The following is a 15,793-nucleotide window of genomic DNA, read 5'->3' as shown; positions in this document are numbered from 1 at the left end:
ATGAAGAGGTAGTGAATGCCAGGCAGCACCTTATTGAAAACGTTAGTTTTGTTCGTCGCTCTTTGGGCCCCCCTCAGTCAGTCAAATACCGGTTGGCAACCCGTTCAGGAAACGATCCGCAAAAGTGATAAAGATACCCGTGAATATCAGGCGATCCGCCTTGATAACGGGATGGTCGTGCTGCTGGTTTCCGATCCGCAGGCCGTAAAGTCACTGTCGGCGCTGGTGGTGCCGGTGGGCTCGCTGGAAGATCCTGAATCGCATCCCGGTCTGGCCCACTATCTTGAACATATGACCCTGATGGGCTCAAAGAACTATCCGCAGCCTGACAGTCTGGCCGAATTTTTAAAGATGCACGGTGGCAGCCATAACGCCAGCACCGCGCCGTACCGCACGGCTTTTTATCTTGAAGTGGAAAACGATGCGCTGGAAGGTGCCGTCGATCGTCTGGCGGATGCCATTGCTGCCCCGCTGCTGGATAAAAAATATGCCGATCGTGAGCGCAATGCCGTTAATGCGGAGCTGACGCTGGCGCGTACCCGGGACGGGATGCGGATGGCGCAGGTCAGCGCCGAAACCATCAACCCCGCGCACCCTGGATCGCGTTTCTCCGGCGGAAATCTTGAGACGCTGAGCGACAAGCCGGGCAGCCCGGTGCTTGATGCGCTGCACGCGTTTCGCGACAAATACTACTCCGCTAACCTGATGAAGGCCGTGGTCTACAGCAATAAGCCGCTGCCGGAACTGGCGCAGCTGGCTGCCCAGACCTATGGCCGGGTGCCGAATAAAAATATCACCCGCCCGGAAATCACCGTGCCGGTGGTCACCGACGCGCAGAAAGGCCTGATCATTCACTACGTTCCCGCGATGCCCCGCAAGGTGCTGCGCGTGGAGTTCCGTATTGATAACAATACGCCGCAGTTTCGCAGTAAAACCGACGAGCTGGTTAACTACCTGATTGGCAACCGTAGCCCGGACACCCTCTCCGACTGGCTGCAAAAGCAGGGGCTGGTGGAAGGTATTCGCGCCGACTCCGATCCCGTCGTTAACGGCAACAGCGGCGTACTGGCGATCTCCGCCACCTTAACCGATAAAGGTCTGGCCCATCGCGATGACGTCGTCGCCGCGATTTTCAGCTACCTTTCCCTGCTGCGTGAAAAAGGGGTGGATAAACGCTACTTTGACGAGCTGGCGCACGTGCTGGATCTCGACTTCCGTTATCCTTCCATTACCCGCGATATGGACTATGTCGAGTGGCTGGCTGACACCATGATCCGCGTGCCGGTTGAGCACACGCTGGATGCGGTCAATATCGCCGATCAATATGATGCCGACGCCGTCAAAGCCCGACTGGCGATGATGACGCCGCAGAACGCCCGTATCTGGTATATCAGCCCGAACGAGCCGCATAACAAGACCGCTTACTTTGTGAACGCCGAATACCAGGTGGACAAAATCAGCGAGCAAACTTTTGCCGACTGGCAGAAGCGAGCCGCCGGGATCGCCCTTAAGCTGCCGGAGGTGAACCCTTACATCCCGGACGACTTTACCCTTTTCAAACCGACTAAAGATTATCCACAGCCGCAGCTGATTGTGGATGAGCCTGACCTGCGCGTGGTCTATACCCCGAGCCGCTACTTCGCCAGCGAGCCAAAAGCCAACGTCAGCATGGTGCTGCGTAACCCTGCGGCGATGAATACCGCTAAAAACCAGGTGATGTTTGCGCTGAATGACTATCTGGCCGGTATCGCGCTGGATCAGCTCAGCAACCAGGCCGCGGTAGGCGGGATCGGTTTCTCCACCAACGCCAATAATGGCCTGATGCTCAACGCCAACGGTTACACCCAGCGTCTGCCGCAGCTCTTTAAGGCGCTGCTGGAAGGCTATTTCAGCTACACCGCCACCGAGGAGCAGCTGGAGCAGGCTAAGTCCTGGTATGCGCAGATGATGGATTCCGCAGAAAAGGGCAAAGCCTTCGATCAGGCTATTATGCCGGTGCAGATGCTCTCGCAGGTTCCCTATTTCCAGCGCGAGGAGCGCCGGGAGCTGCTGCCGTCCATCACGCTGGACGACGTAATGGCCTACCGTGCCGCGCTGAAGACCAATGCCCGTCCGGAGTTTCTGGTGGTGGGCAACATGAGTGAAGATCAGGCGAAAACCCTGGCGCAGGATGTGCGTACTCAGCTGGGTGCGAAGGGGACCGAATGGTGTCGTAACCAGGACGTGCTGGTCGAAAAACAGCAGAACGTGATTTTCGAAAAAGCGGGCAGCAGCACGGATTCCGCTCTGGCAGCGGTCTTTGTCCCGATCGGCTATGACGAATACGCCAGTTCAGCATACAGCGCCGTACTCGGACAGATCGTGCAGCCCTGGTTCTACACCCAGTTGCGTACCGAAGAGCAGCTGGGCTATGCCGTCTTTGCCTTTTCGATGAACGTTGGTCGCCAGTGGGGGATGGGCTTCCTGCTGCAAAGCAGTGATAAACAGCCAGATTATCTCTGGCAGCGTTTCCAGGCCTTCTTCCCGCAGGCCGAAGCGAAGCTGCGTGCGATGAAGCCGGAAGAGTTTGCCCAAATTCAGCAGGCGGTCATTGCCCAGATTATGCAGCCGCCGCAGACGCTGGCTGAAGAAGCATCAAAAATCAGCAAAGATTTTGATCGGGGTAATATGCGCTTCGATTCGCATGATAAAGTAGTGGCCGAGATAAAACAGCTCACGCCACAGAAAGTGGCCGACTTCTTCCACCAGGCCGTGGTCGCCCCGCAGGGGATGGCTATCCTGTCTCAGGTTTCCGGTAGCCAGAGTAAGAAAGCCGATGTCACCCCGCCTGCGGGCTGGACGGTATGGAAGAGCGTGAGCGCATTGCAGCAATCTTTGCCCAGGAGTAAGAACGAATGACCGATACCGCTGAGTCCCTTAACCCCTTACGTTTACCGTTACAGGGGGAGCGACTGATAGAGGCCTCAGCGGGAACCGGAAAAACCTTCACCATCGCTGCACTCTATCTGCGACTGCTGCTCGGTCTGGGCGGCAGCGCGGCGTTTAGCCGCCCGCTCAACGTGGAAGAGCTACTGGTGGTGACCTTCACCGAAGCCGCGACGGAAGAGCTGCGCGGACGTATCCGCGCTAACATCCATGAGCTGCGCATCGCCTGCCTGCGGCAGAGTACAGATAACCCGCTGTATGCCAGCCTGCTGGATGAGATTGACGATAAACAGCAGGCGGCACAGTGGCTGCTGCTGGCGGAACGGCAGATGGATGAGGCTGCCGTGTTTACTATCCACGGCTTCTGCCAGCGCATGCTCAGCCTGAATGCGTTTGAATCAGGCATGCTTTTTGAGCAGCAACTTATCGAAGATGAATCCCAGCTGCGCTACCAGGCGTGCGCCGACTTCTGGCGTCGCCATTGCTACCCCCTGCCACGTGATATCGCCGAAGCGGTACACAATCTCTGGAAAGGCCCGGACGAGCTACTGCGGACCATCGATCGCTATCTGCAGGGGGAAGCCCCGGTCATCAAATCTGCCCCGCCTGCGGACGAAACGCTGGCTTCACGCCATGAGAAGATTGTCGGCCTGATCGCCGCCATGAAACAGCAGTGGTCTGACAGCGTGGCGGAAATCGAGGCGGTGATTGAACGCTCCGGCATCGATCGGCGTAAATTCAACCGCGGCAACCAGGCAAAATATATCGAGCGCGTTACGGCCTGGGCGCAGGAAGAGAAGCACAGCTATCAGTTGCCTGACGCGCTGGAAAAATTCTCCCAGTCGTTCCTTGCCGAGCGCACGAAAGCGGGGGGCGAGGTACCGGAACACCCGCTCTTTTCCGCCATCGATAATCTGCTGGCAGAGCCGTTAACCCTTAACGATCTGATGATCACCCGTGCGCTGTCAGAGATCCGCGAAGCGGTGGCGCGGGAAAAGCGCCGTCGCGGTGAGCTGGGCTTCGACGATATGCTCAGCCGTCTCGATGATGCCCTCAACAGCGACAATGGCGAGGCGCTGGCTGCCGCCATCCGGACCCGTTTTCCGGTGGCGATGATCGATGAATTTCAGGATACCGATCCCCAGCAGTACCGGATTTTCCGCCGCATCTGGCGCCAGCAGCCGGATACCGCCCTGCTGCTGATTGGCGACCCGAAACAGGCGATCTACGCCTTCCGTGGGGCGGATATTTTCACCTACATGAAAGCGCGTGGCGAAGTGGCCGCGCACTATACGCTGGATACCAACTGGCGTTCGGCGCCCGGCATGGTGGAGAGCGTGAATACGCTCTTTTCACAGATGAACGATGCTTTCATGTTCCGTGAAATCCCCTTCTTACCGGTCAAATCTGCCCCGAGAAACGCCACGCTGCGTTTCGAGTATAAAGGCGATTTCCAGCCCGCGATGCGCATCTGGCTGATGGAGGGCGAGGGGTGTGGCGTCGGAGATTACCAGACCTTTATGGCCCAGCACTGCGCGGCGCAAATCCGCGACTGGCTGAGCGCTGGCGTGCGCGGCGAAGCCATTCTGCACCGGGGCGACGATGCCCAACCGGTGAAGGCGTCAGACATTACGGTGCTGGTGCGCAGCCGTCAGGAGGCGGCGTTGATCCGTGATGCGCTGACCCTGCTGAGCATTCCTTCGGTCTATCTCTCCAACCGCGACAGCGTATTTGAAACGCTGGAAGCCCAGGAGATGCTCTGGCTGTTGCAGGCGGTGCTGGCGCCGGAGCGTGAAAGCACCCTGCGCAGCGCCCTGGCAAGCGCCATGCTCGGCCTTAACGCCCAGGATATCGATACGCTGAATAACAGTGAGACACTCTGGGATGAGGCGGTGGAAGAGTTTACCCGCTACCGTGAGCGCTGGCAGAAGCGGGGCGTAATGGCGATGCTGCGCGACCTCATGACCCAGCGCAACATCGCCGAAAATATGCTGGCGACCGCCGGAGGGGAACGCCGCCTGACCGATATTCTGCATATCAGCGAACTGTTGCAGGAGGCGGGGGCCCAGCTTGAGAGTGAATATGCCCTCGTGCGCTGGCTGGCGCAGCACATTGCCGAGCCGAACAGCAACGCCTCAAGCCAGCAAATGCGTCTCGAAAGTGACAAGCATCTGGTTAAAATCGTCACCATTCACAAATCGAAAGGGCTGGAGTATCCCCTGGTCTGGTTGCCTTTCATTGCCAACTACCGGGTTCAGGATCAGGCCTTTTATCACGATCGTAAGACCTTCGAAGCGGTGCTCGACCTCAGCAAGGCCGATGACAGCGTGGAGCTGGCCGAAGCTGAACGGCTGGCGGAAGATTTACGCCTGCTCTATGTGGCACTGACCCGTTCGGTGTGGCACTGCAGCTTAGGCGTGGCGCCGCTGTTCCGTCGGCGTGGCGAAAAATCGGGTGACAGCGACGTCCACCTGAGCGCGCTTGGACGCCTGATCCAGCGCGGCGAGCCGAAAGATGCCGCCGGTCTGCGCCAGTGTCTGGAGGCGTTATGCAATGACCACATTGCATTGCAGGTTGCCGATGTGGCAGACGCCGCCCGCTGGCATATGCCGGATCCGGTGATGCCGGATCTGCAGGCGCGGCAGGTGGCTCGCATGCTGTATGACGACTGGCGGGTCACCAGCTATTCCGGACTTCAGCAGCACGGGCACAGTATCGCCCAGGATCTGATGCCGCGCCTCGATGTTGATGCCGCAGGCACCGGCGAAGTGCCGCAGGAGCCAGAGCTGACGCCGCATCAGTTTCCGCGCGGCGCCTCGCCGGGCACCTTTTTACACAGCCTGTTTGAAGCACTCGATTTTACGCAGCCCGTCTCCCCGGAGTGGGTGCTGGAGATGCTGCAAAAAGGGGGGTACGATGCCCGCTGGGAGCCGGTGTTAACCCGCTGGATCGCGCAGGTGCTGGAAACTCCGCTCAATGAGGAGGGGATCTCACTGAGCCAGCTGACAGCCGCTGATAAGCAGGTTGAGATGGAGTTTTATCTGCCCATCGCCGGGCCGCTCACCGCCGGGGCGCTGGATGCGTTGATCCGCGAGTACGATCCACTCTCCCGGGGCTGCCCGCCGCTCGATTTTCGTCAGGTGCGCGGCATGCTGAAAGGCTTTATCGACCTGGTCTTCCGCCATAATGGCCGCTATTACCTGCTGGACTATAAATCCAACTGGCTGGGTGAAAACAGCGAGGCCTATACCCCGCAGGCTATGGCCCGGGCGATGCAGTCGCACCGCTACGATCTGCAGTACCAGCTCTATACCCTGGCGCTGCACCGATATTTACGTCACCGTATTGCCGACTATGACTATCAACAACATTTCGGTGGGGTGATCTACCTGTTTTTACGTGGCGTCGATGGCAGCTCGCCGGGCGCCGGTTGCTTTGCCACCCGTCCGGATGAAGCGTTAATCGAACAAATGGATAGCCTGTTTTCCGCCAGCAACGAGGAGCTAACACAATGACGATGCAGGAACACTTGCTGGAAGCCGTAGAGCAGCGCGTGCTGCGTCGTCTGGATGTACAGTTTGCGATGATGGTAGCAGGGAACGACGAACCGGCGGTGATGCTGGCGGCGGCAATCTTAAGCCGTGATGCGGGAGAAGGGCACGTTTGCCTGCCGTTGTCCCGGCTGCGTGCCGAGGCGAAAAGCGCCGCGATGCAGGCCTGTTTTGCGCTGTTTGACCAGGAGCCGGACTGGACCGCTACGCTGCTGCGCTCCCGCGCGGTGAGTGCAGGGGATGAACCGACGCCGCTGGTGCTCACCGGCGAACGGCTCTACCTCAACCGGATGTGGCGCTATGAGCGGGCGGTGGCCCGCTTCTTTAGCGAAGCCAACCAGCCTTTGCCCCATGACAGCGCCGACGTTCAGCGCACGCTGAATGCGCTGTTCACCTCTGATGAATCCGTCAACTGGCAAAAGGTGGCTGCGGCAGTCGCGTTAACGCGGCGTATTTCCGTGATCTCCGGCGGGCCGGGGACCGGCAAAACGACCACCGTTGCCCGCCTGCTGGCGGCGCTGATCCAGATGGCGGGAGAGGAGAAATGCCGGATCCGGCTGGCGGCCCCCACCGGTAAAGCGGCCGCTCGTCTGACCGAATCCCTGGGCGGCGCGCTGCAAAAACTGCCCCTGACCGAGGCCCAGCGCGCGCGATTCCCGACGGAAGCGAGTACGCTGCACCGTTTGCTTGGCGCGCAGCCGGGCAGCCAGCGCCTGCGTTACCATGCAGGTAATCCGCTGCACCTGGATGTGCTGGTGGTGGATGAGGCGTCGATGATTGATCTGACGATGATGTCGCGTCTGATCGATGCCCTGCCGCCTCATGCCCGGGTTATTTTCCTCGGCGATCGCGACCAGCTGGCCTCCGTCGAAGCGGGCGCGGTGCTGGGTGACATCTGTACCTGGGCCAGCGCCGGCTTTACGGTCCGGCGCGCGCAGGAGCTTGCCAGCATGACGGGATGCGAGATGGAGGGCAACGTCAGCCCGGTCGCGGGTGCGCTACGCGACAGCCTGTGCCTGCTGCAAAAAAGCTACCGTTTTGGCAGCGATTCTGGCATCGGGCAACTGGCGGCCGCGGTCAACCGGGGCGATCGCCACGCTATCCGCTCGGTATTTGATGGCAAATTCAGTGATATTGAGAAAAAGCAGCTCCAGAGCGGGGAAGAGTATCTGGCGATGCTGGAAGATGCCCTGCAGGGGTATCAACATTTTCTCGACAGCGTGCAGCAGCAAGCCTCCGAAGCGGAGATCCTGGCGGCATTTGGCCGCTACCAGCTGCTTTGCGCCTTACGGGATGGCCCCTTCGGCGTTGCCGGGCTCAATGAAAAGCTCGAGCAGGTCCTGGCGCAAAAACGCCGTATTGGCCGTCAGCCGCATTCACGCTGGTATGAAGGCAGGCCGGTGATGATTTCACGTAACGACAGCGCGCTGGGCCTGTTTAACGGCGATATCGGGATTGCGCTGGACCGGGGTCAGGGGCTGCGCGTCTGGTTCCAGATGCCGGATGGCAGCGTGAAGTCCGTGCAGCCCAGCCGCCTGCCGGAACATGAAACCGCCTGGGCCATGACGGTGCATAAATCCCAGGGCTCTGAGTTCGATCACGCGGCGCTGATTTTACCTAACCAGATGTCGCCCGTCGTGACCCGCGAGCTGGTCTATACCGCCATTACCCGCGCCCGTCGGCGGTTGTCGTTGTATGCGGATGAAGGGGTGCTGACCCAGGCTGTCACTACCCGTACAGAGCGACGCAGCGGGCTGAGCGCGATTTTTGAAGCCTTATAAGCGTGTGAAAAGCCGGGCGGCGCTTGCCCGGCCTGTGGGTGATGACCGTTATCCCAGGTCCGCCATCAGCACTTTTGAACGGCGCTGGTAGTTGTACATCTCTTTCTTGGTTTCCGGCAGCGAATCAATATCCACCGGCGTGAAACCCCGCTCCTGGAACCAGTGAATGCTGCGGGTCGTCAGCACAAACAGCTTGCTCAGCCCCATCTGCCGCGCCTGGAGGGCGATCCGCTCCAGCAACACTTCGCCGCGCGATGAGCTGCGGTAATCCGGATGTACCGCCACGCAGGCCATTTCACCGATCTTCTCTTCCGGGAAGGGGTAGAGCGCCGCACAGGCGATGGTGAGGTTATCGCGCTGAATAATGGTGAACTTGTCGATCTCCATCTCCAGCTGTTCGCGGGAGCGGCGCACCAGGATCCCCTGCTGCTCCAGCGGGCGGATGAGTTCCAGAATGCCGCCGATGTCGTTGATGGTGGCGCGACGGATCTGCTCGGCGCTCTCCATCACAATCTGCGTCCCGATACCGTCGCGGGAGAAGAGCTCCTGCAGCAGGGCGCCATCTTCCTGATAGCTGATCAGATGGCTGCGACGCACGCCGCTGCGGCAGGCTTTGATTGCGCCCCGCAGAAAACGCACGGTACCGGAGTAGTAGTCCCCCTGCGCCTCAAGGGCATCGACGCGCGCCTGAGCCTCGTTAGGGAACAGCTCAGAGACAATATTCCCGAGCTCGTTCATCACCCCCTGCGAGGAGCAGAAGCCGATCATTTTTTCTGCTTTCAGCTTGATCGCCAGCTGGGTGGCAATCTCTTCAGAGGTGAGGTTGAAACTTTCGCCCGTGACAGAGACGGCCACCGGGCCGGTCAGCACAATCGCGCCGCCATCGAGCTGACGGTGGATCGCCTCTTCATCAATACGACGAATACGTCCGCTGTGGCAGTAGTCCACGCCATCATCCACGCCGAGCGGCTGGGCGATAATAAAATTACCGCTGACCACATTAATATGCGCCCCCTGCAGCGGGGTGTTGTTAAGGCTCATCGACAGGCGCGCGGTGATGTCCAGCTGCAGCAGACCGGCGGCCTGCTTAACCAGCTCCAGCGTTTTAGCGTCGGTGACGCGGGTATGTTTGTGGTAGATCGGCTCGTGATGATGCGCGGCCAGATTCGCCTCGATCTGCGGGCGAGCGCCATACACGACAACCAGACGAATACCCAGGCTATGCAGCAGGCCGATATCATTGACAATACTGGAGAAATTCTCATGCTCAATGGCTTCGCCACCCAGCATGACGACAAACGTCTTTCCCCGGTGGGCGTTGATATAGGGAACAGAATGGCGGAATCCCTGGACCAGTTCGATTCTACGTTCCTTCACCACGGCACAACCCCTTAATGAATGTTTATTCGTAATTTTTGTATTTTTATTCGATTATCGCTCTGTGCGCAAGCCAAACTTTTCTGCGAAGCAAAGAAAAGATTCAGCTAAGTTATCGTTAACGCATGATTGTTTACCCTTTTAGGGATGACAGGTTATGCATCATTCGTTAAAGTTTTCGGTCAATTTGGACGTTATGAAAAGTTATTCGATATCTTTGCTCGGGAGAAGCATGTCGGGATCCAGTAAAGCATTAAGTCGTCGTCGCCTGTTACAAGGGGCCGGAGCAATGTGGTTGCTTAGCGTCAGTCAGGTCGGGTTTGCCGCTGTCAGCCAGGTTGTTGCGGTGCGCGTCTGGCCGTCTTCGACCTATACGCGCGTGACGGTCGAGTCAAACCGGGTGCTGAACTATAAGCAATTCGCGTTGAGCAACCCGGAGCGGGTGGTGGTGGATATCGAAGGCGTAAATCTTAACTCGGTGCTGAAAGGAATGAGCGCCCAGATCCGCGGCGACGATCCCTTTATCAAATCCGCGCGGGTAGGGCAGTTTGATCCGAAAACCGTGCGCATGGTGTTTGAGCTCAAGCAGAACGTCAAACCGCAGCTGTTTGCCCTCGCACCGGTGGCCGGTTTTAAAGAACGTCTGGTTATGGATCTCTATCCTGCCAACGCGACCGATATTCAGGATCCGCTGCTGGCCCTGCTGGAAGATTACAACAAAGGCGATCTGGAAAAACAGGTACCGCCTGCGCAAAGCGGCCCGCAGCCCGGCAAAGCGGGACGCGATCGTCCGATTGTGATCATGCTCGATCCGGGGCACGGCGGTGAGGACTCCGGCGCGGTAGGCAAATACCGGACCCGGGAAAAAGATGTGGTGCTGCAAATCGCCCGTCGCCTGAAGGCGATGATCGACAGAGAAGGCAACATGCGCGCCTACATGACGCGCAACGAAGATGTCTTTATTCCGTTAAAAGTGCGTGTGGCGAAAGCGCAAAAGCAGCGTGCGGATCTCTTCATCTCTATCCATGCGGACGCCTTTACCAGTCGCCAGCCCAGCGGGTCATCAGTGTTTGCCCTCTCCACCAAAGGGGCGACCAGTACCGCAGCACGCTATCTTGCCGATACCCAGAACGCCTCCGACCTTATCGGTGGGGTAGGGCGGAGCGGCGATCGCTACGTCGACCACACCATGTTCGATATGGTCCAGTCGCTGACCATTACCGACAGCCTGAAGTTTGGTAAAGCGGTGCTGGGCAGGCTCGGGCATGTGAACAAGCTGCATAAGAACAGCGTCGAGCAGGCCGGATTTGCGGTGTTGAAAGCGCCGGACATCCCGTCGATTCTGGTGGAAACCGCCTTTATCAGTAACGTGGAAGAGGAGCGCAAACTTAAAACGGCTAAGTTCCAGCAGGAAGTGGCGGAGTCAATACTGGCGGGGATTAAAGCCTATTTCTCTGACGGGGCGACGCTGGCGAGACGCGGATAAGATCAACACTGCCCGGCGGCGCTGCGCCTGCGCGGGCCTACGGGTGGGCTGACGACAAAAACAAAAAAACACCCGGAAGGGTGTTTATTGTTTTAAGAAGTGTTGGTTGCGGGGGCCGGATTTGAACCGACGACCTTCGGGTTATGAGCCCGACGAGCTACCAGGCTGCTCCACCCCGCGGCACCGTACTGCTTCTACTTCTTCAAATTTGATTGGTTGCGGGGGCCGGATTTGAACCGACGACCTTCGGGTTATGAGCCCGACGAGCTACCAGGCTGCTCCACCCCGCGTCACCGTACTGCTTGTACTTCATCAAATTTTAATTGGTTGCGGGGGCCGGATTTGAACCGACGACCTTCGGGTTATGAGCCCGACGAGCTACCAGGCTGCTCCACCCCGCGTCCGTGGATGCGCACTATACTCTGCTGACTTTTTGTTGCAACCCTTTTTCGTAAAAATCACCAAATTAGACGTTGAATTGCCTGCTCTGCCGTCGATTTGGCTGTTTTTTACGCAAAATTTGCCTAAGGGGAGGCAATCGCATTTCAATACCTTTGCCGGTTTGTTATCTTCGTTGCGCAGAATGGGGCAACTTGAAGATGGGATATATGAAAGGACGTTGGGCGAAGTATCTGATGACAGGCGCAATGGTAGCAATCCTCGCCGCCTGTTCCTCCAAACCGACCGATCGCGGTCAGCAATATAAAGACGGGAAACTGACCCAGCCTTTCTCTTTAGTAAACCAGCCGGATGCCGTGGGTGCACCCATCAATGGCGGTGACTTCGCGGAGCAGGTAAGCCAGATCCGCACCGCATCGCCGCGGCTGTATGGCTCGCAGAACGCCGTCTATAACGCAGTACAGGACTGGCTACGCGCCGGGGGCGATACCCGCACCATGCGCCAGTTCGGCATTGATGCCTGGCAGATGGAGGGCACCGATAACTACGGTAACGTCCAGTTTACCGGCTACTACACCCCGGTGGTACAAGCCCGCCATACCGCTCAGGGTGAGTTCAAATACCCTATCTACCGCATGCCGCCAAAACGTGGCCGCCTGCCGTCCCGGGCCGAAATCTACTCGGGCGCGCTGAGCGACAACTATGTCCTCGCTTACAGCAACTCGCTGATGGATAACTTCATCATGGATGTGCAGGGCAGCGGCTATATCGATTTTGGCGACGGCAGCCCGCTTAACTTCTTCAGCTATGCGGGTAAAAACGGCCATGCCTACCGCAGTATCGGTAAAGTGCTGATCGATCGCGGAGAAGTGAAACGCGAAGATATGTCGATGCAGGCGATCCGCGAGTGGGGGGAGAAGCACAGCGAATATGAAGTGCGTGAGCTGCTTGAGCAGAACCCGTCGTTTGTCTTCTTCAAACCGCAAAACTTTGCCCCGGTGAAAGGCGCCAGCGCGGTGCCGCTGATTGGCCGCGCGTCGGTCGCCTCTGACAAGACAGTGATCCCGCCGGGTACCACGCTGCTGGCCGAAGTCCCGCTGTTGAATAACGAAGGCAAATTCAGCGGCCAGTACGAGCTGCGCCTGATGGTGGCGCTGGATGTGGGTGGCGCGATTAAAGGCCAGCACTTTGATATCTATCAGGGCATTGGCGCCGATGCCGGCCACCGCGCGGGCTGGTATAACCATTACGGCCGCGTGTGGGTGCTGAAAACTGCCGCAAGTACGGGCAACGTCTTTAGCGGCTGAGTGTGGTAATATTGACGCTATGTTTTCCGGGGTGAGGGGTAACTCTCACCCTTTTTACATCTGAGGTCTTATGTCTGTGGTAATGAGCGAAGCCTGGCGCCAGCGTTTTGGTGGCACCGCACGTTTATATGGTGAAAAAGCCCTGCAACTGTTTGCCGATGCGCACATCTGCGTGGTCGGCATTGGCGGCGTCGGCTCATGGGCAGCGGAAGCGCTGGCACGAACCGGGATCGGCGCCATTACGCTTATCGACATGGACGACGTCTGCGTCACCAACACTAACCGGCAGATCCACGCCCTGCGCGACAGCGTCGGGCTGGCGAAGTCAGAGGTGATGGCGGATCGCATTCGCCAGATCAACCCGGAGTGTCGCGTCACCGTCATTGATGATTTTGTGACCGCCGATAACGTGGCGCAGTATATGGGAGCTGGCTACAGCTACGTGATTGACGCCATCGACAGCGTGCGCCCGAAAGCGGCGCTGATCGCCTGGTGTCGCCGCAATAAAGTGCCGCTGGTGACCACCGGCGGCGCGGGCGGGCAGATCGACCCGACGCAGATCCAGGTGACGGACCTGGCGAAAACCATTCAGGATCCGCTCGCGGCCAAGCTGCGCGAGCGTCTGAAAAGCGATTTTGGCGTGGTGAAAAACAGCAAAGGCAAGCTCGGCATCGACTGCGTCTTTTCAACGGAAGCGCTGGTCTATCCGCAAGCGGACGGTTCAGTCTGCGCCATGAAAAGCAGTGCGGAAGGGCCAAAACGGATGGATTGTGCCTCCGGGTTTGGCGCGGCCACGATGGTGACCGCGAGCTTTGGTTTTATCGCCGTCTCTCATGCGCTGAAAAAGATGATGGCGAAGGCGGAACGTCAGGCCTGACGCGCCGCTTCCAGTACCGCGTCACTGAGCGCAGCCAGCCCCTGGCTGCGCGAGGCGCTAAGCTGGCCGCGTAGCCCCAGCGCATCGAACAGCGCCAGCGGGTTCTCCTCCAGGATCTGCGCGGCGCTTTTCCCCTCAATGGCCGTCAGCAGCACGGCCAGCAAGCCGCGAACAATCCGTCCTTCGCTGTCGCCATAAAAATGCAGCTTATCCCCAATTTTTGTAACGCCAAGCCAGACGCGGTTCTCGCAGCCGGGGATCTCTTTCGCCTGCGTTTTGAGTTCATCGGACAGCGCAGGGAGCTGCTTGCCCAGCAGGATCAGCTGGCGATATTTGTCTTCCCACTGGGTCAGCGGGGCAAAGGTCTGTTTTAACGTCTCTTCAGTGATGACGGTGCCGAACGGATGTCCGGCCAGGGTTGGGCTTGTCATTAATCCACCAGTAAAGCTAGAGCGCGATCGACGGCGGCAACTAGCGCGTCGACATCGCTTTGGGTGTTATAGGGAGCAAACGAGGCGCGCAACGTGCCGTTGACGCCCAGCGCCGCCAGCAGCGGCTGGGCGCAATGCTGGCCGGCGCGCAGGGCAATGCCATACTCCGCCAGCAGCGTCACCATGTCGCTGTGATGAACCCCGGCAAAATCGAATGCCAGCAGGCTCGAATCCTGTACCCGGAAGGAGCGAAAACCGGGGCGTTGTTTCAGCGCCTCTTCCGCCAGCGTTGCCAGCCCGCGGCTCCAGCTCTCTGCCTGTTGCAGATCGAGATCCGCCAGCCACTCCAGCGCCGCGCTCAGGCCAATGACGCCTGCGACATTTGGCGTCCCGGCTTCCAGACGATAAGGCACCTGCTGAGTTTTAAAGCCCTCGAAAGTCACCTCGGTGATCATCTTGCCGCCGCCGAGCCACGGGGTCATCTCCTCCAGCAGCGCCGCTTTGCCGTACAGTGCGCCAATACCGGTAGGACCGTACAGCTTATGTGCGGAGAAGGCATAGAAATCGATATCCAGCTGCTGTACGTCCGCCGGGAAGTGGACCACACCCTGGGCGCCATCCACCATCACCACCATCCCGCTCTCATGGGCGAGGCGGATGGCGCGGGCCAGATCCGGGCAGCCGCCGGTGACGTTGGACATCTGCCCGAGCGCGAGAATGCGGCTACGCGGGGTGATCAGCTCAGGCAGGCGAGCCACATCCGCCAGGCAGTCTGTGCCAATCGGGAGCTTAACCACCTTTGCGCCGGTCTGTTCGGCCACCATCAGCCACGGCACGAGATTAGCGTGGTGCTCCGCCTCGCTGACGATAATCTCATCGCCCGGCTGCAGGCGTTGGCGGGCATAACATTGCGCCACCATGTTGATGGCTTCGGTGGTGCCCCGCGTCCAGACAATATTTTTGCCGCTTTCAGCGTTAAGCAGACGGGCAACCTGATCGCGCGCCGCTTCATAGCGTGCGGTTAAGCGCTGCGCCTCGGTAAACTGGCTGCGATGCACATTGCCAGCGCTCAGGCTGTAAAACTGGTTGGTGGCCTCAATCACTGCCTGAGGCTTAAGGGCTGTCGCAGCGCTATCAAGATAGACACCGGCATCGGCCAGGGCCGGAAACTGGGCGCGAAAATGGGCAGGGCTGAATGCGTTCATGGAATTCCTCTTCGTGATGATGAGATCGTCGCGCAAATTCCGCAGCAGGGCAAGAAGGTTGATCTCTATCGGAATTGTCTGTTTATCCTGGCGCAACAGACGAAGCAGGTTATGCTGAAATAGAGTCAGGAGAATGTCTTAGCCTGTTAATAAACACGCTTGAAATAGCATTAATTGCTGAAGGAGAAGAAAATGAAAAAGACTATCGCAATCGCCTCTGCCTGTATGCTTACCTTTGCCCTGAGCGCCTGTTCTGGCAACAACTATGTCATGCACACTAACGATGGCCGCTCTATCGTATCAGAAGGTAAGCCGCAAACTGATAATGATACCGGCATGATCTCGTATAAGGATGCTAACGGGAATAAACAGCAGATTAACCGTAGTGATGTGAAAGAGATGGTTGAGCTGAATAAGTAAGGATACAGCAGACAAAAAAAAGCACCGCAATTGG

At 58.5% G+C, this 15,793-nt stretch carries 10 protein-coding genes and 3 tRNA genes; 7 read left to right on the top strand and 6 right to left on the bottom strand.

The window, feature by feature from the left end; genetic code table 11:
- Nucleotides 1–15: 15 nt before the first annotated feature.
- Genes ptrA through recD form a run of 3 tightly spaced genes read left to right on the top strand, consistent with a single transcriptional unit; the run spans nucleotide 16 to nucleotide 8,257 of the window.
- Entirely contained in the window at nucleotides 16–2,898 is a 2,883-nt protein-coding gene (ptrA, locus tag C2U54_RS23650; RefSeq protein WP_103180959.1) for a pitrilysin, read from the top strand.
- The gene (recB, locus tag C2U54_RS23645) at nucleotides 2,895–6,440 is read left to right on the top strand and encodes an exodeoxyribonuclease V subunit beta (RefSeq protein ID WP_103180958.1); all 3,546 of its coding nucleotides are present in this window, start codon (nucleotides 2,895–2,897) and stop codon (nucleotides 6,438–6,440) included. Before ptrA ends, recB begins: the two co-directional genes overlap by 4 nt.
- The gene (recD, locus tag C2U54_RS23640) at nucleotides 6,437–8,257 is read left to right on the top strand and encodes an exodeoxyribonuclease V subunit alpha (protein ID WP_103180957.1); all 1,821 of its coding nucleotides are present in this window, start codon (nucleotides 6,437–6,439) and stop codon (nucleotides 8,255–8,257) included. Before recB ends, recD begins: the two co-directional genes overlap by 4 nt.
- Before the next feature lie 48 nt (nucleotides 8,258–8,305).
- Here the strand turns inward: recD and argA are convergent, their stop codons facing one another.
- On the bottom strand, nucleotides 8,306–9,637 hold the full coding sequence (argA, locus tag C2U54_RS23635; RefSeq protein WP_103180956.1) for an amino-acid N-acetyltransferase: 1,332 nt from the start codon (nucleotides 9,635–9,637) through the stop codon (nucleotides 8,306–8,308).
- 229 nt (nucleotides 9,638–9,866) lie between these two features.
- On the opposite strand from argA, the gene amiC reads away from it, so the two are divergent.
- Nucleotides 9,867–11,120 (top strand): N-acetylmuramoyl-L-alanine amidase AmiC, encoded by a 1,254-nt coding sequence (gene amiC, locus C2U54_RS23630; protein ID WP_103180955.1) that lies wholly within the window; start codon nucleotides 9,867–9,869, stop codon nucleotides 11,118–11,120.
- Nucleotides 11,121–11,223: 103 nt separating this feature from the next.
- Here the strand turns inward: amiC and C2U54_RS23625 are convergent.
- The 3 genes from C2U54_RS23625 to C2U54_RS23615 form a co-directional block, all read right to left on the bottom strand.
- Nucleotides 11,224–11,300, bottom strand: a tRNA-Met gene (locus C2U54_RS23625).
- Nucleotides 11,301–11,333: 33 nt separating this feature from the next.
- A tRNA-Met gene (locus C2U54_RS23620) sits at nucleotides 11,334–11,410 on the bottom strand.
- 34 nt (nucleotides 11,411–11,444) lie between these two features.
- Nucleotides 11,445–11,521, bottom strand: a tRNA-Met gene (locus C2U54_RS23615).
- Between the two features lie 207 nt (nucleotides 11,522–11,728).
- Between C2U54_RS23615 and mltA the strand changes: the two genes are divergently transcribed.
- Both mltA and tcdA read left to right on the top strand, forming a co-directional pair.
- A complete protein-coding gene (gene mltA, locus C2U54_RS23605) occupies nucleotides 11,729–12,826 on the top strand; it encodes a murein transglycosylase A (RefSeq protein WP_103180954.1) in 1,098 nt (365 codons plus the stop codon).
- A gap of 70 nt (nucleotides 12,827–12,896) precedes the next feature.
- Nucleotides 12,897–13,703, top strand: coding sequence for a tRNA cyclic N6-threonylcarbamoyladenosine(37) synthase TcdA (gene tcdA / locus C2U54_RS23600; RefSeq protein ID WP_103180953.1), 807 nt, complete (start codon nucleotides 12,897–12,899; stop codon nucleotides 13,701–13,703).
- On the opposite strand, the gene csdE is transcribed toward tcdA, so the two are convergent.
- Together csdE and csdA are read right to left on the bottom strand one after the other, a co-directional pair.
- Nucleotides 13,694–14,134: a cysteine desulfurase sulfur acceptor subunit CsdE gene (csdE, locus tag C2U54_RS23595; RefSeq protein WP_103180952.1), complete on the bottom strand. Its 441-nt coding sequence runs from the start codon at nucleotides 14,132–14,134 to the stop codon at nucleotides 13,694–13,696. The genes tcdA and csdE overlap by 10 nt on opposite strands.
- Complete coding sequence (gene csdA / locus C2U54_RS23590) at nucleotides 14,134–15,339, bottom strand: cysteine desulfurase CsdA (protein WP_103180951.1); 1,206 nt, start codon at nucleotides 15,337–15,339, stop codon at nucleotides 14,134–14,136. The genes csdE and csdA overlap by 1 nt, the downstream gene beginning before the upstream one ends.
- 192 nt (nucleotides 15,340–15,531) lie before the next feature.
- Between csdA and C2U54_RS23585 the strand changes: the two genes are divergently transcribed.
- Nucleotides 15,532–15,759: a YgdI/YgdR family lipoprotein gene (locus C2U54_RS23585; protein WP_039029916.1), complete on the top strand. Its 228-nt coding sequence runs from the start codon at nucleotides 15,532–15,534 to the stop codon at nucleotides 15,757–15,759.
- Nucleotides 15,760–15,793: the final 34 nt, after the last annotated feature.

The sequence above is a fragment of the Leclercia sp. LSNIH1 genome (genome assembly GCF_002902985.1).
Classification (GTDB): Bacteria; Pseudomonadota; Gammaproteobacteria; order Enterobacterales; family Enterobacteriaceae; genus Enterobacter.
This window is presented reverse-complemented; position numbering and strand designations above follow the sequence as displayed.